Source organism: Litoreibacter meonggei, from assembly GCF_003663885.1.
GTDB classification, from domain to species: Bacteria; Pseudomonadota; Alphaproteobacteria; order Rhodobacterales; family Rhodobacteraceae; genus Litoreibacter; species Litoreibacter meonggei.
In genome coordinates this window covers 406,764-429,600 of sequence record NZ_RCCE01000002.1, presented here as the reverse complement: position 1 = coordinate 429,600, position 22,837 = coordinate 406,764, and the positions used below count along the sequence as shown (strand labels likewise).

Annotated in this window: 15 protein-coding genes; 9 read left to right on the top strand and 6 right to left on the bottom strand. The window is 57.1% G+C overall.

Annotation, left to right across the window (positions count from 1 at the left end; translation table 11 throughout):
- Nucleotides 1–39 precede the first annotated feature (39 nt).
- The 7 genes from BCF46_RS06905 to BCF46_RS06875 all read left to right on the top strand — a co-directional run bounded on the left by BCF46_RS06905 (nucleotide 40) and on the right by BCF46_RS06875 (nucleotide 7,181).
- On the top strand, nucleotides 40–924 hold the full coding sequence (locus BCF46_RS06905; RefSeq protein ID WP_121022977.1) for a phytanoyl-CoA dioxygenase family protein: 885 nt from the start codon (nucleotides 40–42) through the stop codon (nucleotides 922–924).
- Nucleotides 921–2,030 carry an NAD(P)/FAD-dependent oxidoreductase gene (locus tag BCF46_RS06900; protein WP_121022976.1) on the top strand — a complete coding sequence of 370 codons (1,110 nt, stop codon included), beginning with the start codon at nucleotides 921–923 and terminating at the stop codon, nucleotides 2,028–2,030. Before BCF46_RS06905 ends, BCF46_RS06900 begins: the two co-directional genes overlap by 4 nt.
- Nucleotides 2,027–2,908: an NAD(P)-dependent oxidoreductase gene (locus tag BCF46_RS06895; protein WP_121022975.1), complete on the top strand. Its 882-nt coding sequence runs from the start codon at nucleotides 2,027–2,029 to the stop codon at nucleotides 2,906–2,908. Before BCF46_RS06900 ends, BCF46_RS06895 begins: the two co-directional genes overlap by 4 nt.
- Nucleotides 2,909–2,911: 3 nt before the next feature.
- Entirely contained in the window at nucleotides 2,912–3,826 is a 915-nt protein-coding gene (locus BCF46_RS06890) for a DMT family transporter (protein ID WP_121022974.1), read from the top strand.
- A gap of 338 nt (nucleotides 3,827–4,164) precedes the next feature.
- Nucleotides 4,165–5,181, top strand: coding sequence for a Gfo/Idh/MocA family protein (locus BCF46_RS06885; protein WP_121022973.1), 1,017 nt, complete (start codon nucleotides 4,165–4,167; stop codon nucleotides 5,179–5,181).
- On the top strand, nucleotides 5,174–6,163 hold the full coding sequence (locus BCF46_RS06880; protein ID WP_121022972.1) for a Gfo/Idh/MocA family protein: 990 nt from the start codon (nucleotides 5,174–5,176) through the stop codon (nucleotides 6,161–6,163). Before BCF46_RS06885 ends, BCF46_RS06880 begins: the two co-directional genes overlap by 8 nt.
- Nucleotides 6,156–7,181, top strand: coding sequence for a Gfo/Idh/MocA family protein (locus tag BCF46_RS06875; protein WP_121022971.1), 1,026 nt, complete (start codon nucleotides 6,156–6,158; stop codon nucleotides 7,179–7,181). The genes BCF46_RS06880 and BCF46_RS06875 overlap by 8 nt, the downstream gene beginning before the upstream one ends.
- 34 nt (nucleotides 7,182–7,215) lie before the next feature.
- Here BCF46_RS06875 and BCF46_RS06870 read toward each other — a convergent pair whose 3' ends face one another.
- Nucleotides 7,216–11,913 (bottom strand): hypothetical protein, encoded by a 4,698-nt coding sequence (locus BCF46_RS06870; protein WP_121022970.1) that lies wholly within the window; start codon nucleotides 11,911–11,913, stop codon nucleotides 7,216–7,218.
- Between the two features lie 14 nt (nucleotides 11,914–11,927).
- Entirely contained in the window at nucleotides 11,928–15,767 is a 3,840-nt protein-coding gene (locus tag BCF46_RS06865) for a hypothetical protein (RefSeq protein ID WP_211332787.1), read from the bottom strand.
- 791 nt (nucleotides 15,768–16,558) lie between these two features.
- On the opposite strand from BCF46_RS06865, the gene BCF46_RS06860 reads away from it, so the two are divergent.
- Complete coding sequence (locus tag BCF46_RS06860; protein ID WP_121022969.1) at nucleotides 16,559–17,698, top strand: hypothetical protein; 1,140 nt, start codon at nucleotides 16,559–16,561, stop codon at nucleotides 17,696–17,698.
- A gap of 37 nt (nucleotides 17,699–17,735) precedes the next feature.
- Here BCF46_RS06860 and BCF46_RS06855 read toward each other — a convergent pair whose 3' ends face one another.
- From BCF46_RS06855 to BCF46_RS06840, 4 genes are read right to left on the bottom strand one after another with little or no spacing between them, the layout of a single operon-like run.
- Nucleotides 17,736–18,482, bottom strand: a complete 747-nt coding sequence (locus BCF46_RS06855) for an amino acid ABC transporter ATP-binding protein (protein ID WP_121022968.1) — start codon at nucleotides 18,480–18,482, stop codon at nucleotides 17,736–17,738.
- Nucleotides 18,483–18,491: 9 nt separating this feature from the next.
- Nucleotides 18,492–19,328 (bottom strand): amino acid ABC transporter permease, encoded by an 837-nt coding sequence (locus BCF46_RS06850; protein WP_121022967.1) that lies wholly within the window; start codon nucleotides 19,326–19,328, stop codon nucleotides 18,492–18,494.
- The gene (locus BCF46_RS06845; protein WP_121022966.1) at nucleotides 19,329–20,072 is read right to left on the bottom strand and encodes an amino acid ABC transporter permease; all 744 of its coding nucleotides are present in this window, start codon (nucleotides 20,070–20,072) and stop codon (nucleotides 19,329–19,331) included. It abuts the gene before it with no gap.
- 59 nt (nucleotides 20,073–20,131) lie between these two features.
- A complete protein-coding gene (locus BCF46_RS06840) occupies nucleotides 20,132–20,938 on the bottom strand; it encodes a transporter substrate-binding domain-containing protein (protein ID WP_121022965.1) in 807 nt (268 codons plus the stop codon).
- A 321-nt stretch (nucleotides 20,939–21,259) separates the two neighbouring features.
- Here BCF46_RS06840 and BCF46_RS06835 point away from each other — a divergent pair, with 321 nt between their 5' ends.
- The gene (locus BCF46_RS06835; RefSeq protein ID WP_121022964.1) at nucleotides 21,260–22,837 is read left to right on the top strand and encodes an ABC transporter substrate-binding protein; all 1,578 of its coding nucleotides are present in this window, start codon (nucleotides 21,260–21,262) and stop codon (nucleotides 22,835–22,837) included.

Here is a 22,837-nt window from a genome sequence, read left to right as displayed (position 1 = left end):
CAATCCCGTCATGGGGCGTAAACTGGAGGACAATTGACTATGGAAACGCTGACGCAAACACAAAAAGACTTCTATGACGAGAACGGCTATCTCATTCTGGAAAAGCGCATCCCCGAAGATGTGCTGGCTAGCCTGCGCGCCGAGATTGCCAAGTATCAGGAGCAGGCCAAGAGCCTGACCGAGAGTACCGACGAGATCGATCTGGAAGACAGCCACACGCCGGAAACCCCGCGCGTGCGGCGTATCAAACTGCCGCATACCCATAACAAGGTGATGCGCGACCTGATGTATTCCGACCTGATCCTTGCCCCTGCGCGTGATCTGGTGGGGCCGGACCTGCGGTTGCACACGACCAAGCTGAACATGAAATCCGCAGGCTTCGGCGCGGCGGTGGAGTGGCACCAGGACTTCGCGTTTTATCCGCATACCAATGACGACGTGCTGGCCATCGCGGTGATCCTTGACGACATGGAAAGTGAGAACGGCCCGCTGATGGTGTTCCCCGGCTCGCACAAACATCCAATCTATGACCACCATGTCGACGGGGTATTTGCAGGAGCCATGGACCTTGCGGCCTGCGGTTTCGACATGAAGGACGCGGTGGAGTTGAAGGGACCAGCCGGCTCGGTGTCGATCCATCACGGGCGGATCGTGCATGGCTCGGCGCTCAACCAGTCGACCCGCGACCGCCGGTTGCTGTTTTATGAAATGATGGCGGCGGATGCGTTCCCGATCATGGGCTCGCTGACCCGCTGGAGCGACATCAAGGACTACAACGACCGGATGCTGTGCGGTGATCCAACGCTGGAGCCGCGAGTGCAAAGCATCGGCGCGCGTATTCCTGCGCCGCTGCCCACCGACAATTTCACCATTTACGAAATCCAGAAGCGCCTTGGCGCACGGTCCTTCGAGGTGGCCAAGTGAGCATAGCCGTCATCGGTCGGGGGCTTTGGGGTGCGGCGGCAGCGCGGCATCTGGCGATGGCGGGGCAGGACGTGACCCTGATTGGTCCGCCCGAGCCGCGCGACAAGCGCAGCCACGCAGGCGTGTTCGGCTCGCATTACGACGAGGGGCGGATCACACGCAAAAATGCGCTGGATGAATACTGGGTCGGAGTCTCGACAGCGGCGATTGACCGGTATGCCGAGATTGAGCGGCAAAGCGGCATCCAGTTTTACACCGAAACTGGCGCGGTGATGGCGGGGGGCAAGGCGTTCATGGCTCGTGTGGACGTGGGGCGGCTGAAGCATGACGTGCCTTGCGACGCGATGGACCACCAAGAGCTGGCGCAACGGTTCCCGTTCTTTCGCTTTCCCGAACATTTCACCGGCTACCATGAACCAACGCGGGCGGGCCATGTCAGCCCGCGCAATCTGGTCGCGGCCCAGACCAAGGCGGCACACTCTTTTGGCGCGACGTTAGTGGAGAAAACGGTAGAGGGACTGGACGAGCGCGGCGATCATGTGAAGGTGACCACCGACGAAGGCCGCCACCGCTTCGACCAAGTTCTGGTCGCCGCTGGCTACAACACCGATACGGTTCTGGCGCGCCCGCCAAAGCTGGAGGTCTACACGCGTACAGTCGCGTTCTTCGAGGTGAGCGAGGCGGAGGCCGCACGGTTGAACACCATGCCGACGCTGGTTTATGACACGCCGGAAGATCCGTATTTACTGCCGCCGATCCGTTACCCTGACGGGAAGCTCTACATCAAACTGGGGGGCGATCCGGAAGATGTGCCTCTGGTCGGCCAGCAGGCCATCGGAGAGTGGTTCCGCTCGGGCGGCAACGCGAAGGTCCGCGACCACCTGCACGGAATGATCCGCGAGCTGATGCCCGATCTGGATATTCGCGCGGTAAGCATGGAAGCCTGCGTCACGTCTTGGACCAAGGACCGCCTGCCGGAGATAGCTCGCCTGTCCGACCGGATTGCTCTGTGCACGGGCGGCAATGGGGCAGGGGCGAAATGTAGTGACGAAATTGGCCGCCTTGGCGCGGCACTAATACTGGAAAAGACAGGAGAGACAGCATGAGTAAAATTGGATTTATCGGGCTTGGCCTTATGGGCGGCGCTATGGTCGGTCGTTTGCAGGACAAGGGCCATGATCTGGTCGTCTTGGGCAACCGCGACCGCACTTATGTGGATCAGGCCATGGCCCGTGGTGCGACCGAGGCGAGCACCGCGCGGGAGGTGGCGGAAGCCTGCGATATCGTGATGCTGTGCATGGGCACGTCGGATCAGGTCGAGGGCCGGATGCACGGGGCGGACGGTGTGATCGCGGGGCTGAAACCCGGTGCGGTGGTGCTTGATTTCGGCACCTCGCTGCCCGCCTCGACCAAAGCCTTGGGCGTGGAGGTCGCGGCCGCAGGTGGTGCCTATCTGGACGCGCCCCTGGGCCGCACGCCGTCGCATGCCAAGGACGGGTTGCTCAATATCATGTGCGCCGGCGACAAGGCGGCGTTCGACAAGGTCAAACCCGTGCTGGACGATCTGGGCGAGAACGTCTTCCATCTGGGCGCGCTTGGCTCGGGCCACACGATCAAGCTGATCAACAACTTCTTCGGCATGACCGTGGCCAATGCCATGGCCGAGGCGTTCGCTATGGCGGATGTGCAGGGCGTGGACCGCAAGGCGCTTTATGACGTAATGAGCGCGGGGCCGTTGCAGTCCGGCATGATGGATTTCGTCAAGGGCTACGGCGTGGATGGTGACCCGAACCAGCTGGCCTTCGCGATCAAGAACGCGGCCAAGGATGTGGGGTATTATGCCAAGATGGCGGATGACGCAGGGGTGAATTCGATCATGTCGAAGAGCACCTTGAGCGCGTTGCAGACCGCCCGCGACGAGGGCCGTGGAGACGATATGGTCTCCCAGATGGTGGACTTCTACGCCGCCAAGCTGAAGCCGTAATACATGAGCCGCGTCGCCGTTCCAGCGCTGGAAGATCGCGCAACCCTTGGCATCGGGATGATGCTGGCGGCGTGGCTGTTTTTCTCGATGATCGACACCTCGGTGAAGTGGTTGGTGCTGGCGGGGCTGCCCGCGTTGCAGCTGGCCTTCATGCGCTATGTCGGGCATTTCGTCATCTCCACATGGCTGGTGGCACGCGGCGGCATGGACGCGGAGCGGTTCAAGACAGACCGGCTCGGGTTGGTGCTATTGCGGGCCTATCTGCTGACCTCGTCGACTGCCCTCAACTTCATTGCCCTGATTTATCTGCCGCTGACGGTGACCGCGTCGATCATGTTCACCTCGCCGATATTGGTGTGCCTGCTGGGTTGGCCGTTGCTGGGCGAACGGGCGGGGCCATGGCGCATCTTCGGCATCCTTCTGGGCTTTGTCGGTGTGTTGGTGGTGATGCGGCCTTTCGGGGCGGAGTTCCATTGGGCGATGCTATTATCATTCCACAACGCCGTGGCGATGGCGCTCTATTCGACCCTGACCCGCAAGCTGTCGGGGGTGGTCTCGACCGAGATCATGCAGTTCTACATGGGGCTGTTCGGCACGGTGGTCTTGTTGCCCACGGCGATCTGGACATGGACCAATCCGACCACCGCGCTAGACTGGGTGTTGTTGGTCCTGCTGGGCGTTTTCGGCTGGGCAGGTCACGAGCTGCTGACCCGTGCACATCGCTTTGCTACGGCCAACACGCTGATGCCTTACGCGTATTTCTTCCTGCTGTTCTTGTCGATTTCCAGCTACCTGATCTGGGGCCACATCCCTGACGCGGCGACGCTGATCGGGGCGGCGATCATTATCGGCTCCGGCCTGCTGATCTGGGTGCGCACGCGCAAGCGCGCGATTCTGCGCACGCCGCCCGGCGTGTAGCACCGCACGCTTGGTTAACGCGGCCTCAACGGCTGGGGCGTAGAACACCTCTCGACGTCACAAGAGTGGTTAATCAGGATCCCGCCAGCCGGTCGCGACCAGCATGGGCAGCGGGGCACCCGATCAAATCGCGCGATACGTATCCGGCCAAAAGCCGGACGGGATGCGGGGGTAAAACCCTGTCCGGGGGCACACCACGCTTCGGCGGCGCCGCCACCCTTACTACTTCCGAATAGAGCATTTTTGCCCACCCTCGATGGTTTCACACCAGCCCGGGGGCTTGTGGCGTTGACCCTCCCCGACGATTGGCGCACGGTCCACCTGACTGGGAGGATCGCATGAAAAACGCCGTATTGTTCGGGGTGGGCATGGTGTCGGACACACATCGTCTGGCGCTGGAGGCGTCCTCGCACGCGCGCTTGACCGCCGTTTGCGCGCGCAGGCCGGAGCGCGCCGTCGCCTATGCCGAAGAGCATGGCATAAGCGCGGTCAGTTTGGCCGAAGCTTGCGCCGATCCCGATCTGGACTTCGCCATTGTCGCCACGCCGCCAAATGCTCGCACCGAGATTATCAACGCTTTGGTGCAGGCGGGTAAACCGATCCTGATGGAAAAACCTGTAGAGCGTAGCCTTGCCGCGGCCACCGCCATCGTGGAGCACTGTGAAGGGGCGAGCCTGCCGCTAGGCATCGTCTTCCAGCACCGCATGCGGGAGGCATCGCGAAAGCTGGCTGAGTTTATTGCTGACGGTACCTTGGGGCAGTTGGCGCTTGCCGAAATCAATGTCCCGTGGTGGCGCGACCAAGGGTATTACGACACTCCTGGACGCGGCACGATTGCACAAGACGGCGGTGGCGTGTTGATCACGCAGGCGATCCACACGCTTGATCTGGCCCTGTCACTAACCGGCCCCGTGACACAAGTGCAGGCTATGGCGCGCACCACCAAGCTGCACCGGATGGAGGCCGAGGATACGGTTGCCGCTGGGCTTGATTTTGCGAATGGCGCGGTCGGTACACTGACTGCCACCACCGCCAGTTTCCCCGGTGGGGCGGAAAGCATAACCCTGCATTGCACCAACGCCTCCGCGCGGTTGAAATCTGGGGAACTGCACATCCACTGGCAAGATGGACGCACGGAGACCCATGGCGCAAACGCGGCAACCGGCGGTGGTGCGGATCCTATGGCGTTTACTCACGCGTGGCACCAAGGCGTGCTGGATGATTTTGTGCAAGCAATTGAGACGGGGCGCCCCCCACTCGTCACGGGCCGTGCCGCGCTCAAGACACATGCACTTATCGAAGCGTTAATGGAATCATCCCTGGAGGGCAAAAGAATGAAAGTCCCAAATGTCTAACCTGAGAATTGCCGTCCTTGGCATCGACCACCGCCATGCCTACGGGATGCTTGGCAATATGCAGGATCAAGGCGCGGAGTGTGTCGGTTGGTGGACGGAGGGAACGCCGGAGCCACTGGACGGCTTCGTCAAACGCTTTCCCGATGTGCCAAGGTTTCCTACTGTTGATGCGGTGCTAGAGGCCAAGCCGGACATGGTGATTATCTCGGCCATTCCTTGCGACCGGGCCGCGTTGGCGATCCGCGCGATGGATGCAGGAATAGACGTGATGAGCGATAAACCGGGCTGCACGACACTGGCTCAACTTGATGCAGTCAAAGACTGTGTTGCCCGTACCGGTCGTATCTGGTCGGTCGACTTCTCCGAGCGGTTCGAAGTGCCCTGCGTTACCCGCGCCGCCGAATTGGTGCAGGCGGGCGCGATTGGTCGTGTGGTGCAAACCGTGGGCCTCGGCCCTCACCGTTTAAATCGCCCCACGCGCCCCGACTGGTTCTTCGATCCTGCCCGTAATGGCGGAATTCTGACAGATATTGCATCGCATCAGATCGATCAGTTTTTATATTTTACAGGGGCCTCAGACGCAGAGGTGACGTTGGCCACTGCGATCTCCATCGGTGGTGACTTTCAGGATTTCGGGGAGATCGCCCTGCGCGCGCCAGAAGGTCACGGCTATATTCGTGTTGACTGGTTCACCCCTGATGCGTTGCCAACTTGGGGCGACGGGCGGCTTACCATCCTCGGTACTGAAGGCACTATTGAGTTGCGCAAATATGTGGATGTGGGCGGAGCGGACGGCACCGATCACTTACTTCTGACCACTGGTACGCGCTGCGAAAAGATAGACGCGCGCGACGCGGGGTTACCCTATTTCGCCCGGCTGGTGGTCGACATTCGCGACCGTTCTGAAACCGCGATGCCGCAATCGCACGCTTTCAAGGTGATGGAGTTGGCGCTGCGCGCACAAGAGATGGCGGATGCGTAAAGTCGCGATCATCGGCGCAGGCATTGGCCGCGAACATCTAAGTGCTTACCGCGCTTTGCCTGAACATTTTGAAGTCGCCGCTATCTGTGATCTGGACCGCGTGCGGGCGGAAGACATCGCGGGCGGTATTCCAGTTGAAACCGATTTGGCCAAAGTCCTGTCTTCCAACGTGGATATCATTGACGTTTGTTTGCCACCGCATTTGCATGTCTCCACAGCCATCGCCGCAATGGAGGCGGGCAAGGACGTGATCTGCGAAAAGCCAGTCGCCACCTCGCTTGCAGACGTCGACAAGCTGGAAAAGGTGGCTGCCAAGACGGGTCGCGCGGTATATCCTGTGTTCCAATACCGCTTTGGCGTGGGTGTCGCGCAGGTTCTGCACTTGATCCGGAGCGGTCTGGCAGGCGAGGCTTTCGCTGCTTCGGTTGAGACACATTGGCGGCGTGATGCAGACTACTACGCGGCCCCGTGGCGCGGTACTTGGGCAGGGGAGCAGGGCGGCGTGATCCTTGGTCATGCCATTCATGCTCACGATCTGATCTGCCTGCTGCTTGGTCCCTTGGCACAGGTCAGCGCGCAGCTAGCGACGCGGGTGAACGACATTGAAACCGAAGATTGCGCGGCGATTACCTTCACAATGCAAAGCGGCGCGTTGGTTACGTCGTCGGCCACGCTAGGGGCAGGGGATGACACTTCGCGCATCCGGTTGATGTTCGAGGGGTTCACTGCCGAAAGCGGGCTGTCGCCCTACGCACCTGCCGCTTCAGAATGGACGATCACGCCGCGCGCAAGTTCAGCGGAAGCGATTACGTCAGCGCTGGCTGAAGTTACCGCGCCACGCATGGGATTTCAGGGATTTTTGCAAGCCATTGCCACAGGGGAAGATGCAGTCACCCTCGCGCAGGGCCGTGCGTCGGTGGAACTTGTAACCGCCCTATATGCTTCGGAACGGACCGGCAGGCCAGAGCAGTTGCCGCTGTTACGCACCCACGCTCTGTATGAAGGCTGGCAGCCGTAAGCGCTTGGCATGATATCAGCGCAGATCTTCAACCTCAGTCAATCGTTACCGTATCTGCAAACACCAGCCGTTCCTCAATGATCCGGCGTGGGAAGGTCGTGGTCCCGACCTGTTCCGATGCGGTGTTGTCCGAATAGTATCGCTCGAACTCTCGCACGACGATGCGTCGTGCACCGCTGCCTGATGGAATTTTGACATCGGCGTCCCAGAAAGATGGATCGGTAACAAACGGATCCAACGCACCGATATCCCCCACCGTCAGTCCGGTGCCGCGTTTGACCAGCGAGTTTACCGCTGCGGCTCCCGCGCGCGTCAGGTTGGACGTGGTGCGCAATGTCGGGGTATTGCCGCGGTTGACCATGTTGGGCAAACGGATACTCCCGCCGCTGCGACGCAATACAACCCGCCCGGGGTCGCGCGCGACGGGTCTGATCGTTGGCCCATCATCATCGTCAGGGTCTTCACCGACCACATGCTGGTGCAGGACTTTGACGTCCTTCCACCCCAGATCACTGTCGATCCCGTCATCACGCTGTTGCAGTACGATCTCGACCCGATTGCGCCCCGTCTCGAAGGGGCCATTGACGAAGGATACGTTCTGAAACGACGAGTCTCGGGTAAATTCGATCGGTCCGCGTATCGGATTGGGGCCATGCAACGCCACTTTTAGCGTAGCGTTTTTGGGGGTCGCGACGATGCGTCTGCGTGGTAGGACTTGCGCGAATTCTGCCAGCACGACCTTGGAGATTTTGGTTCCCCCGATGGAGTTGGGTTGATAGCGGACAAGTGCCAGCCGCACGAACGGCATATAAGTAGCCCCGGGGTTCAACTCGACATCGCAATACCAGAGCTTTCGGTCGTCATCCCAATGGACGCGATGCCCCACAATCCGCACTTTTGGGGCGTCGGGTTTTTCTTGCAACTTGACGTCTTCCGAGACGACACTCGCACCGAAATCGCTTTCCCGAATGGACTTTTTGGGCGTGGCTGTTTCCCATAACGGGTCGGTGCCCCACTGGGTCACGAGTTGTTCCATGTCTTCGGGGATATTGGCGAGATTGCCACCTTCTTTATGGAGTATAATTCCCAGTAACTCGCCGTCACCGGACGAGAACCAAGGTCGGTCAAGCCAGATGCGCAGCCCGTTTCCGACCCGCGTGGCATCATGTTTGGTGCTGGTGTTGTTGCGGGTCCACCGGAATGTCGGCAGGACATACAGCAGTCGCGGTTCACGCGGGGCTGCGGATGATTTGACCAGCGACTGCTTTCGCGAGCCGTTTGCGTCACGCAACACCGGCGCGCCCGGATCATCCTCGGCGGGTAGCGCAAATTTTTCGCCTATGGCGACCGGACCCAATCTCGATATTAGTTCGGTTTTGTCATACATGGCCGGTGGCAGATATTCGCGAAACCGCGTTGTTGCGCGGATACGGTATTCGATCAGCCGGAACCGGGTGTCGCCCAGTTCATGGATGTCGCCACGCACGGCTTCGGGGTCGGCCAATTGGTCGTCCACCGCAGTCGATAGTGGGAAACGGTTGATGTGGTTATCGGCAAGCCGGACCTCACCAAGCTGCCCTTTGAACTCGACGCGTTCTGGACGGTCACTGTTGATATCGTCGACCCATTCGCGCCAAGTGGCTTCGACCTCGAACTTGCCGGTTGAAGGGCCATGCAACTCGACTTCTCGGCAACTTAACCGCACGTTCTGGTCGCCTTTTCCCCGCTGCGGAGTCATCTTGGTCATGTTCGGCAAACAGACCGGTTGCTGGGTCGCATGCACTAGTGTCAATCCGCGGTAAGGCGTGATCATCCAATGGGCGCCGACGGTTGATGACTTCATCACCGCATCCGCCGCCATCGCCGAGTTGCTCCAGCGCGGAATTCCGAAATGATGGGCAAATTCGGGGTGCACAAAACTGGCATAGCGCAAGTGCAAAATCTGGCCCTTTGGAAGGAACAGCGTCAATTCGCGGCGACCTTCGTCCCATTCCGGTTCACCACCATCGTCGAAGGACACATTGCAAGGCAGGTCGATATTGGTCTCATCGCGCTCAGCCAAAATCAGCCGGAAACCCTTGCTGTGCGGCCATTCATCGCCATGGCGCACCATCAGAACAAGCTCATCGTCCAGTTCAACCACGCGGCAGTGATCGCCTAAAATCATCCCCGGCAAAGCACCGGGCAATTTGTGTCCTCGAACGGCGCGAATAGCGACCCCACCAGCCGCCCCGTCGGGCAGGTAGGGCGTAGCGACATGTGCTTCGGCGTGGATAATATATTGCCCGCCAACCATTCGGTCGCCGACCGGGTTGGTCTCACTTGGCAGTTCTGGTGGCACTATGCTCGTTGTCGCGGCATCTTTGACCGCTGTCGGCGTGATCAGTTTGATCTGTGATCCGGGAACATGGTCATACAAAGATCCGGCCTCACGCGCCGCAATTTCATAGGCTTTCTTGGCGTCAGCCCAATCACCGCCAAAGAACGGGTCAAAAAGACCGTGGGTTTCACATTGCTGCTGAGACGATTTGGGGGGAACGAAATGCCGCTCGTTGACCTCTGTGTAGGCAAAGTCCTGAGATGCGTCTTCGTTTGACGCCGCGACAAAGTCCGGTGTTTGCAGATAGTCGGCAGATTTAAGTTTGAAGTTCGAGCGGATCACCATGCGCTCCAGCTGTTCGCCTTCGCTGAGGCGTTCGCGTTGCAACACGGCTGGTGGGTCAACCGGCTCAAACCGCCAATAGCCGACGGGCTCACTGGCGTGCTCAAGCGGCTCGATAGATGCATCATCCAGCGCCAGAGAGTTCCCGGCCAGATCGACAATCCGCGCCCTTACGCGAAAAAAGTGTCCGAAGCGAAGCCGTGGCAGGGAGCCTTTGACGGCTCGAAATGTAACCGCCAGCCCGTTGCCGTTTTCTGCCGTGTCGGTAACATCTGCCGGACCCTCTGCCTGAAGGTTATTGTCCTCGTTGGTTTCAGACTTGATCGTCTTGCCGGGGCGGGGGGCCACAAGGCTCCAACCGTTCCAGCGAAACAGGCTTTCATGCATGTAGTGCGTATCGGCGTCGTCTGGATCGCCAGCCAGTGAAGACCCCGAAACATACCCTTCATCCGCTTCAAATTTGAGCGCTTCATCGGTTTCAATCAGCCGGTAATCCCCGTCGCGCGCGCAAAGCGTTTGCCATTTTCCGGGCTGTATCTGGTCCGGAACATCCGCGATATCGACGCGATAGCCGCGATGAATATCTTCGGCAAACAGCACGACATTTTCGGCATTTCCGTTGACGATTTCAGTATTTTTTAGATCCGCGGCCGCCGCGAGCTTTGCAAGTTCCTGCGCCCGCCCGTGTTGCGAGACCCCTATGCCACAGCTGCGTAGTGCCGCGACAGGTTGGCGGTCGGGCGTGGTGTAGGTTACCTCGCCATGTTCTTGCATAAGCGACAGGCTTTTTCCGACAAGGTTTTGCGCCGTGAGCGTGTAATTCACCGTTTTAAGTGCCGCGCCATCAGGGTCCACCTGATACATATCAAACAGCCCGCCGCCGTCTTTTTGCTTGGCCAAATGCCAGCCATCATCGCTTTCTTCCAGCCGCAACATGCCTGCGGCATGCTCCATTGTGCGCGGCTGCGGAACGAAGCGATCTTGCTCTGCGTACCAAGCCGTGCGCGGGGTCGCGTCATCCCCAGGGGCGGCGCCACGCCACTTGATTTGCAATTGCATCTGACCAACACCATTGCCACTGCCCGGGGCAATCATATCCTCGATCAGGGCGTCGTCTTCGATCACGCAATCGATCACCAATCCCAGTTGCCGCATCAACGCGCCATAGTCGCCCAAGGACGCAACAATGCGGTGGAAATCATAGTCCGGTGCTTTAGGTGATGGTCGGATGTCTTTGAAATCAGGGCGCAGCTTTTTCTTTTCGGCCTTGCTGGCCTGTTTGCGCCGGTAAAACCGGTCCGCCTGATAAAAGGTATACTCGTCTTCGGAGTTGAACTGGCCCATCAACGCAGCATCTGGACCGCCACCTGCCGGATCGTTCCAATCCGGCGGCATCGCCCGCAGCGGCGCGCGCGCGACGGTGCTAGGCGCTACCCCGTCGCGTTCGACCCCGGGGGCCACCACATCCATTTCATAGACCGATTTATCACCAAAGACGCTGCGTTCGATACTGAGCCTGCGCTCGTCATCGTGAAACCGTGAAAAGCCCGGGCGCATGACTTCGATTTCGCGGTCGCTCACTGTAAATTTGTCTGTTGCGGTGCCAATATCGCTCAGCATTCCGCGCAGGCCGGTATCGGCCTCTTTCCACGGCAACAGTTTGGGATGTTCATCGCCGGACTGCACCGCCAGATTGGCATAGTTCGTCCGCGCGAAGGCAAGCACGTTACGGACCGCATAGGAATGCAGATTAACCTTGCTCATGTCCTTGTAGACGAAACCCGCGACTGGCGTTTGATCCGTGAAAAAGCGTGACCAGATATTTGGATCAGGCTTGGAAATTACCGTTAGCGCGCCTGTCCGCGCTCCGACGCGCAACCCGAAACTTGCTTGTGTCAACGTGTCTGGCCACGACAGCCATTCGCCAAATGCACCCAGCTGTTGTTCGTCCGCCGCTTCCGGTGTCAGTCGTGGTGAAACCACAATCGACACGCGCCATTTGCCGCGATGATCGCCCTCGGTCACACGTCCGTAAGGTAGGACGGTCCAGACCAGAAGTTGTTTTGTCATTGTCCGTCCTTTCGTTAGCCGAAGGCCTCGACGTAGTCGCGCCACGCGTAATCCACATCGGGGCTGTTGATCGCAGCCAACTCGTCCTCAAGTGGTATTTCGGAATTCAGCCCCATCATCTGGCGCAAGCTTGGATCGCCATTCGATCCTGCGAATTTCTTTTCACATTCGATGGTCACAGAACCGGAGAAGAACAGAACCGACACTTCAATGGTCAGCGATGCGCGGCCTGTACATTTGCCGGAAGAAAACTCGTATTCCAGCTCCAGATACAATTCGATCGACGCTGAGATCAGCCCCAGAACCGAAACGTGCCCCCCCAAGCGGAAATATCCGGTTAGGCTGGCCTCGTCCTGTTCCATGCGGAAATAAATTCCCGCCATGACTTCCACGCCGCCTGACGCAACGCCAAAATCAACCGACAGTGACGCGCCAAATTCCAGCGCTGCTTCGAGTATTTGCACGCCGTGCGGGTCAATGGTGATGCCAAAGAAACCGCCACCACCGAACATGTAGACAGTCAGGCAGAACGGCTGTTCACGGGTGCAGAAATTGAACGACACCGATAGCGGCTGGCCAATGAACGGCACCGTGAATCCGGCCCCAAGGCTGAGGTTGGAAATGTTCAGAACACCCACTGCAATTGTTGGCAACGACACGTCGAATCCGGCGTGGATGCCTTCGGTGGTGATGTCGAGATATGGCGGATCCGAGAACCCATCCAGCGGGATCAAATCGCGCAGGGATTCGACGAAACTAAGCGGGCCGACGAACTTGATGTCATTGAGCATGACATCAACATCCATCTTGGCTTTGCTGTCGATGGAAAAGCTGATCTTGTCAAAATTCAGCTCGATAAATGACGCAGGCGCAATCAGGACCAGATCAAACGAGCGCAGCGAACAGGTGACCGAGATTTGCGGGCTGGATGATCCGTTTTTCTTGACCTTGCCTTCGACTGCAACAACAAGTCCCTTCTTGTCATTCGCACGGAATAACGGGTCAGAACTGGGCCAGCTGGCGATATCCGGATTCCAATCGAACCGGATCGTCAGCTCGTCACCGGTCAGCATTTCCAACAGCTTTGCTAAATCTGCGGCGATATCCAGCACGTCCTCAAAGTCCGCAAGTGCGGATACAATTGGCGCGCGCACGCCGTCGGGCAACAAATCGAAGTCACCTATGGCGGTGCGGAAGGGCCCGATTGTGGCTTCCAGTTCCGTCAGTTTCTGGCCAAAATCGCCCGGATTTTCGAACAGTTCAGCCAAGACCGCGGGATCGCCGACAATGGCATCAAGTTTGGCAAAAACGTCCTTGCCGGTATTGAACACCGTCACACTGTCTGTCACGGCTTCCAAAAGTGTTTTCAACCCGTTCAGCAGGGCAATGACTTGCTGGCGGATATTGGCTGGAAGCTGCTGGCCTAGGGGGCCATTAAGGACGTTGATGACTTCAGTGATCTTGGTCTGAATAGCCGGTATTTCGGCCAATGCGGCGGCGAAATCAGGTGATGTGTCGATGGACCCGACATCCACATTGGCGGCGGCTTCGATCTTGGCTTTGATCGATTGCACCAGCGCTTTCAGCTCGTTCAGCCGGTCGATCAGATCCTGCGCGGTATCGGCAACGACGCCAGCCTGTTGAACCAGGTCCTCGACCGTCGCAAATACCTGCTCCAGCGCACCTTGCGCAGTGCTGAGCGGGGCCTTGGGCAGGTCAATCGCCAAGGTAAACAAGCGCAGCAGCGTAGATACGAACGTCTCGACCTGCGTACCTGCTTCTGACACAAATTTCGGAACTTTTTCGCCGTCACCGGCAATGTTGCTCACAGCTTCGATCAAATCACCAAGCGGGATACAGCCAAACAGCAGTGGCAAAGGCAGATCGCTGGGTGAGGTCGGGAAACCCGCCCCTTCCTCAAGCTTGCCTTTGGCAAATTCGGTGACGTCGGACATGACCGGCCCTGCCATCCGCGACAATGCCAGCGGGCGTAAGTTCGGTTGCATGAACCCGCCGGACTTGTCCCCCTGAGAGGAGAAATCCATTTTTCCCATCGTGCTGCCGGTCTGAATGATATCCGCAAACACCTCGCCAATATTGCGGTCGTTTTCTGGTGCGCCCATATCGGTGTTAAACCCGACACGAAGGTACTGACCGTTCCATTGTAACTTGTTGGTCTTTGCCGACCCAGTGAGGTGAGCGACAGGCCCGAGTTTGGCCTCTACCTGAAACAGCTTGGGGACGAAAAGTGGTCGGGTCAGATCGGCGCTATAACTGCGCAGCGTCGGGTTATTGGTCGCATCACTTCCCGGGCTTGGACGTTCTGGCGCCTCGACGTTAAAGATAACTTCCTTGGCGTCGACTGCAGTGTCGCCGGGCTTGGACGTGGTCGCCATCGACAGCTTCTGAAACCCGAAATCAACCGAATTGAACGCGCCATTGGCGTTGTATTCGGTGGCCGCATCGGCGGCGTTGTTTTGCGCCAAATCCCAAGCGGGTATCAACTTGTCACCGCTTAATGTACGCGGACAGGCCATTGAGTTGTCCATAAAGATCATCGGCAGCTCGAACTGGACTCTCCGCCCGTCCAGATCGGTTGCGGCGCATTGGAACATGAACGGCTGATCGCCGACATGTGGCCAGAAAAACAGCTGTCCTTTGCCGTTAATCTCAGTATCGCTTGGCAGGTCTAGGTCAGGCGTTTTGTCGGTCAGTATCTCGACTTCGGCAAATGGGAATTGCCGCGCGTAGTTGACGCTTCCATCAACGCTGCTGGTGGCCTGAAACGCATCATCGTCAAACGCGCGGCGATGTTCGCGGATCACGATAAAGAACCGCTGACGGATATAGGCGTGTTGGCTTAGATCGGGCGATTTGCCGTCGGTGTCTTTGTGGAATTTTCGTTCGGACACTTTGACCAATGAAACGCGATGACCGAACGGTGCCAGAAAGCCGCGATAGACTACTTTGACGTAGTGGTCGCGAGCCATGGACGCGCGATGCACCCATTCCTCCACCGAGATGCCAAGTGGATCCCATGAGCCGCGGCTGTCCAACCACCCCCCCAGAGACGATAGCATCAGGGTCTTCGTGTCGATCGGCTCCGGTTTGTAATTGCTCACCGAGAAATTTGACGACAGATGCGCGATCTGGAAGCGGTCAAAATCATCGAGCGGTTGGCGGAACGGCACCGTATTTGGCGCTGGCAAGTCGTCGGAACTGCCCGGCATATCGCTCGTCATTACCGGATTGGCCTGCTCCAAGCCGCTTCCGCTCTTTGCCCAGATCGCCCGTACCGTGCGATTGGGGTCCTCATAGGGGGGCATAACTTCGGTGCCGTCGCTATGGGGTGTGACCATGCGGGTATGCCACAGTTCCGTGTGATTGGTGGCCGTGGAGTGCGCCGGATCGGTCGCGTGCCGCCAGCGCGCGCCGGTATGAGGTGACAGGATCAGCCGCCACGGGATTTCAATTGCTGTTTGTGTTTGCGACGGGTTGCGCGGCTTTGGCCCTGTTCGAATGCTGATCCCGGCATCCAATATGGATCGGTCAGTAATGCGGTTTAGCGCTTTGGTATTGCTGGTCGACTGACGCATTCGGATCGTGGACATCCGGTTGCCTTGAGCGGCCAGCCGCACAGACGAAGCAACATGCGATGACAAGGCCGCTCTGGATTTTATCGACATCGCATTTAGTGCCGCGACATTCAGCAAATCTTTGACTTTGATGAATTTTCCAGGCTTCACATTCGCCTTGGCATTGGCCGCGACCACGGGTTTCAAATCCTGAACCGCCGTTAGAACGCCTTTCAGAGAGTACTCAATATCGAGGTCTGCAGGTACGTCGAAGACCAAGCGCGATTCATCGGCAATCCGGGCTCGGATTGGGGGTTCGCGCAGATTATCATCCCCGCTTCCCGGTTCGGGTTTGTCTTCCCCCCTATGAGCAGGATGGTCCGGATCCCCCTCTTTAGGGTCACTTATCCCCGGCGGTGGCCTTTCAAAAAATGTTTCTTCGGTAATTGCTTGCGGAGGAAAGTGTAAAATTAACCGACCGGCACCGCGGGCATTCTTGCGAATTACCGGCGGCGGTCCGGGATTAATATCGCAATTCCGTAACTCTATTCGGATCGCCAAAAGATCATCCACGCGCAACACGGAGTCGCCCAGTCGTGAAGGTTCGAAAATATTTTTGATCACGTCTGGTTTAAATGGGAATTTGAAAAGGTCGCCAAAATTTGCTTCCGCTGCTGCAATTATTGCACCTGTCGACGTGACGGCACGGATCGGTAATTCTGAACCAATAGACAGCCCGGAAAGCGAGCGGAAGGTGGGTCTTATTGCCATAGCAAGCACCCATAAAATTGTTTTTAATATAGGGATTAGAATACACGGGTGAGCCGATTCCAGCTAATGGTTTACGCTAGGTAAGCCATTTTCCGCTGATGCCTTGGATTAGCAAGCAAAGTCTTGGCCTTGCGCTAAATCTATGAAGCGACAGCGAGATTAAATGATCCTTTCGGTCGAGTCTTCTCCAGAATTTGGTGAGCTGCGGCGCCATTATTTTGAAGATTGACGTTTTTGAGAACTCTGAAACGCGGAGCGCCAAACGTGATATGCTACTTGAATATTTGAGGAGCCAATTCATGTCAAAGTTCCAAGTTTTTCACTTTTTAATCTGTGCTGTGGTTATTTTTGTCTCAGGGTGTTCTGCCCCCGTTCTTGTTGCTGACGAAACACAGAATTGGGAAGACAATACGCAGTATTTTAACGCGACACTTGTCGTGGATGACGACTTTATCATCGAGGAGGTCTGGGTAAGCTACGCGCGACATTATTGGCCCGATATGACGGCTGCCAATCGCGTTGAGGCAGAGCAGGTTGAAGCCGGATCACAAGCTGGGGCTTGGCGGGCTTTGGTAACGGAGGCACCGACTTTCTGGAAAGCAGATTCACTGTTCTATGTCTGGGGCGTAAAGTATCGCAAGCAAGGTAGTGATGAGACCCGTACTGCCTATTCTGTCCCAAACACGCGCGAGCCGCACAGGCGCATCGTGGCTTGCTCGGACGCGTCAATCGAGGCGACGTTGGCCCAAGTGTTTCAGACCATGACGTTGCTACGGCAACAAAGCGGCCAAAACATCCATCCCGCTTACGCGCTTTCTCCTGCGCATTTGGGGCCGGTTTCGTTGGAAGGGCAGGGGGTTCCCTATTCACACACGGCGACTGTTGCTCAGACCGCGTTGAAAGTTCATGACGCCCGCTACAATAATATCCAGCCGGGTGTACCTGCCTTGCTGCTATATTCGCCGCAATCAAATGATGTGGTCGATATCACCGACGCGACCTCCGATGAGCCTTACACGTTGATTGGTGCCGCATATGGCGCGCTTCACATCAATGCCCAACGCCGTCCACGAATGGGGTGTATCCCGTCGGAGAACTGGTTTTTGCACGAAGCAGGCTATCATCTGCGAGACGGCGGGTTTCACCGCACAGCACCAAACGAGAGCGTGCCGGGGCAAACGCCTATCGCATTGCCCGGCGGGCCGAACACACCGGCCCAAATCCCCGGAAGCCCGCCCTATCAGCCGGATCCTGCACCCCAAGTTGATAACCCCGTGTCGGTGCTCCCAGCTGTTTGGCATCCACGCCTTTGGGATCTCCATTTCTGGTTCTCAACTGACGCGGACGCCGGTATCGTTCTTGCAGCCGACACCCCCAGCGGCCAACCAGGATTGAGCGTCCCGGCCCAGACGTTCTTTTTCCCTGAAACGTTTCAGTAAAGCTGCGATGGAACAGCGATGACACCAAGCTGCCGCGCTACAAAATTTGGCTCAGGAATTCCTTGGTTCTTGGATCTGTAGCGTTGTCAAAGAAGATAGCGGGCGGGCCGTGCTCTACGATGACGCCTCGGTCGGTGAAATAAATGTGGTCGGCCACTTCGCGGGCAAAGCCCATCTCGTGTGTGACAAGGATGCAGGTCATGCCGTCTTCTGCGAGGTCTTTGATCGTCTGCAAAACTTCGCCGACGGTTTCGGGATCCAGCGCCGCAGTGACTTCGTCGAACAGGATCACATCTGGTTGCATCGCAAGAGAGCGTGCGATGGCGACACGTTGTTGTTGTCCACCGGACAATTCTCCGGGGAACGCGTCTTCTTTTCCTTGCAGGCGAACCTTGGCCAACAAGTCCCGCGCTTGCTTTTCTGCCTCAACCTTATCTCGCTTTAGAACTCTGACCGGGGCCATCATGACGTTTTGCAAAGCAGTCTTGTGTGGAAATAGATTGTATTGCTGAAACACCATCCCGACCTTCTTGCGCAGTTCCAGCTTGTCGAGGGCGGGATCATTAACCTCCTGACCCTCGACAAGGATCGAACCTTGCTGAATGTCGTTCAATGCGTTTACACAGCGAATAAGGGTAGATTTGCCTGACCCCGAGGGGCCAATTATGCAGATCACATCGCCCTTCATCACATCAAGAGACACACCGTTCAGGACTTTCAGGTCACCAAAAGACTTGTGCACATCCTTGATAGACACCATCGGATCGGCAGGGGTCCAACTCATATCATTTCCTTAGTTGATCACGGCGAATTTCTTTTCCAGCCGCACAGTGTACCGCGCGATCGGATAGCAATAGACGAAGAACAGCAACAACACGAAGCCATAGAATGGTGCCAACAGTTCAGGACGCCCCCCTTCGGCTGACAAGGCGCGACCTGTCAACGTCATGACTTCAGAGACCCCAACTATGGAAGCGAGAACAGTCGCCATTGTCAGGATGGAGTACAAGTTCATCCAAGGTGGCAACATCCGTTTGACGCATTGCGGCAAGATGATGAGCCAAAGCGTCTGGCGGCGGGTGTAGGCGAGACTTTCTGCGGCTTCCCACTGACCGCTTGGCAATGATTTAACCGCGCCACGAACGATCTCTGACACGTTGGCCATCACGGGCAAAGACAACCCAAGGATGGCTTTGAACCAATCAGGAAAGGGTATTTTCAGACCTAAAATCGACAGCTCAAACGGGAGTAAGAACATCGCAAAAAAGAGCAAGACAAGCCACGGTGCGTTGCGAAAGAATTGCGTCACAAACCAAGAGCCCCCGCTCATGATACGGTTCGGAGAGATTTGCCCCAAGCCAAGTAAGGCGCCGACAGCGGTGCCCAAGGCCATCGCACTGACCGAGATCACCAAGTTAAAGATGAACCCACGTAACAACAGCGGTGCCCAGTTCATCAAAACGGCGAGCGGCGATTGCTTCGCGTCCCCGTCCGCTGCAAATGCCAGGGTAGTGCCGACGATGCACAGCAACGCAATCGGCACAACATGCCACAACTTGAGACGCAAAAACGGCTCCGGCTCATGGGGTTTGACCGGCATCATAACCGGAAGGTCAGTCTTGAACGTCATTTAGCCATACCCCGGAATTTTCATCGACCGTTCCCAGCGGTTCATGCCGCCTACGAGGACGCCGACAAGTACGAAATAGGCAAGTAACAGGAAGATCATCATTTCGGTGACATTCACATTATCCGACCAAATCTGATTGGCCTCGTACAGCAATTCAGGCACGGCGATGGCGTAGGCCAGCGTGGTTGTCTTGACCAAATTGACCAAATTGTTGTTGAGCGCAGGCAGAACCACACGGAAGGCCAGCGGGAGCGTAATGTCTTTGTAAATCTGGAGTTTTGAAAAGCCCAAGGCCTCGGCGGCCTCGACGGTGGATTTCGGTACGGCTTCAATACCTGAGCGGAAGATTTCGACGTTGAACGCGCCTGCAAAGAACGACAAGGATATGGCCGCCCAGGCAAAGCTGCCCAGAAGTGGCGATTGACCACCCCAGTCATTCTCCACACGGGGTAGCATTGTTCCGATGGCGAAATAGAAAAAATATAGCTGTACCAGCGGCGGCGTATTGCGAAACAGCTGGATGTAACCGTTGACGATGCGCCGGGTTATTTTGAACGAAGACGCCTGTAACCAAGCACCAATCACTCCGATGATGACCGAAAAAAACAGGCAGACAAGCGACAGCCAGATCGTCGTCAGAAAGCCATTGAATATCCGGTTGCGGTCGTAGCTGTCATAGAGAAAAGGCAGATTGACCCCCGTCTCCTGATTGAGAACGCGGAACCAGTCAAAGAAAAATTCCATTCAAGGATGCTCCGATGATCATGTAGACGGCGGGGCAAAAGCCCCGCCAATCAGATCGCTTACTTATACTTTTCATTCATTGCTTTGGCGAACGGCGTATTAGCGACACCCCATTTTGTTTCCAACTCAAGGATGCGCCCGGACTTGTGCCAGTCGACGATCATCTCGCTCATCAACGCGGCGAAATTGCCTTCACCCAGCTGGACGGCCAGCCCCCATGGCGCGTCGTCAATTGTTGGCAACGGCATTTCGTAGTCTGCCCATTCCGGATCATTGGTTTTCGCAACAATTGCGCTGTCATCGTAAACGAACGCCGCGCAGTTGCCTGCTTTCAACGCGGAATAGGCTTCGGCAGTGCCTTTGAAGGCCACGATTTCAGCGCCGTAGTTTTGCGACGTTGCTTTATTGTAAAATGCGCCCTGAATGCCGCAGACCGGTTTGCCACGGAGGTCTTCCCATTCTTTCAGACCAAGGCTTTTCAGCGATAGAATATTGGTTCCGGAGGAGTAGTAGTTAGGGTCGGGGATCAAAACGACATCGCGACGGTCCGGCTTGTCGGTCATCGTGGCAATCATCAGGTCAATTTTGCCCTGCTCCAGAAATTGCATCCGGTTTGAGCTGACCACAGGTACGAACTCAACCTCCACTCCAAGCTTGGCGGCGACATCTGAGGCAAGGTCAGGCTCGATGCCGATAACGGCTCCGGACGTGTCCAAGAAGCCGTAGGGTTTATAGTCGGCTTTGACGCCGACAATCAGTTTGCCGCGCTCCTTGATCGTATCGAGGACGTCGGCCGATGCGGAGGCCAGTCCAATTGTCGAGGCGACAACCACTGTCGCCAGCATCTTGATCGTTTTGAGTGTCATAGTTTTCTCCCTTGTAGCATTGCTGTTGTGCAATTTTCGCGGCGAGTTGAACTCTCCGTATGAAGGTTAGTCTACGGGTTCCTTCAGTTTGTTCAATCAGCATGAAGGCACAGCGCCAAATCGCGGGCTAATCACGTCCGATGTCATGACAGCCTAGCTTTGCGCGGTGTTTCGATCACCGAGGCCGCGTCTGTTAACTGGCAGAGCCGTGGCCAAATTTCAGAATTTGATCACTTCAACTTATCGTCAGAATCCTAATCGTCCTTGACGTATTGTAGATAAAGCGCAGGCTTGCGCGCTATTATCATTCAGGAGAGCGTTATGAGAAGTACCATAGGGAAATCACTATTGCTTGGCGGGGCATTGTCGCTGACCGCGCTGAGTGCGCAAGCCGAAGCCTTCAAGTGGGCCTCCACCACCGATCCGCAAACGATGGACCCTCATGCGGTTAACTCGGCGCCGGTACTATCGTTCTTGAACAACATCTATGAGGGCCTCGTGCGCCGAGGCCGGGATATGTCGATTGAGCCATCGCTGGCCACATCTTGGGAGCCACTCGGCGGGGAAAACGGTTGGCGGTTTAACTTGCGCCAAGGTGTAACCTTTCAAGATGGCTCGGCGTTTACCGCCGAGGATGTGATGTTCTCGTATGAGCGCGCCTCTAACGAGGCAGCGGACGTGCGCTCGTGGTTTGCTCCTGTGACCCAAGTCCGTGTCGTTGATGAGTTTACCATTGATTTTGTGACCTCTGCGCCAAACCCTTTATTCCCGTCTTCAATCGCGAACTTCATGATCCTCGACAAAGACTGGGCGACATCTAACGATGCTGCTTTGCCCGCTCGTGATGCGGAGAACTTCGCTACGCTGAATGTTAACGGCACCGGCCCGTTTACCGTGGCCACCCGAGATCCGGGCGTGAAAACCGTGCTGGCACCGCATGCCGGATGGTGGGATGAGGCAGCCCATAACGTGACCGAGGCGACGTTCACCCCAATCGGCAACGCGGCCACCGGTCTGGCCGCACTTTTGTCGGGTGAAATCGACTTCATCCAGCCGATCCCGTTGCAAGACGTGGCCCAAGTCGAGAGCCGTGACGGCTTTAAGGTGCTCGAAGGCGAGGAGACCCGCGTCATCATGTTCGGCTTCGGACATGAGCATGACAAGCTGCTGTACTCTTCAGACGTCACCGACGTGAACCCGTTCACCGACCCGCGTGTCCGTCTGGCGGCGGCCCATGCAATTGATATGGCGTCCATTGATCGGGTTCTGTTTCGCGGCAAAATCGAAGCGGCGAGCCAGTTGGTTCCCGCTGGCATCTCCGGGTATTCGGAAGCCAATTCGGACCGACCGGAATTTGATCCGGCCAAAGCCAAGGCGCTACTGGCCGAGGCTGGATACCCCGATGGCTTCAGCTTCGGGCTGAAATGCACCAACGACCGCTACATCAACGATGAGGCGCTGTGCCGTGCTGCAGCGTCGATGTTCGCCGCTGTGGGTCTCAAGGCAGAGCTGTCGACCGGTCCCGTTCGCGACTACTGGCCACAATTGCGCGAAGATGATTTTGACATGTACTTGCTTGGTTGGTCGCCGGGCACCTTTGACATGGAGCATCCGATCCGCTTCTTGATGCACAGTCAGGATGACGAGCGGAAGTTGGGGTCATGGAATTTCGGCAACTACTCCAACGCGCGTGTGGATGAACTATTGCCGATGATCCAACAAGAGATTGATCCTGAGGCGCGCCAAGCTTTGGTCGATGAGGTTGTGTCCATCACTCAGGATGAGGTGGCTTATATTCCGCTCTACACCCAACCGCTTATCTGGGCTGCAAAGGACAATATCGACCTGACACAACGGGCAGATAACTTCTTCATGCTTCGCTGGGTCACTGTGAACTAG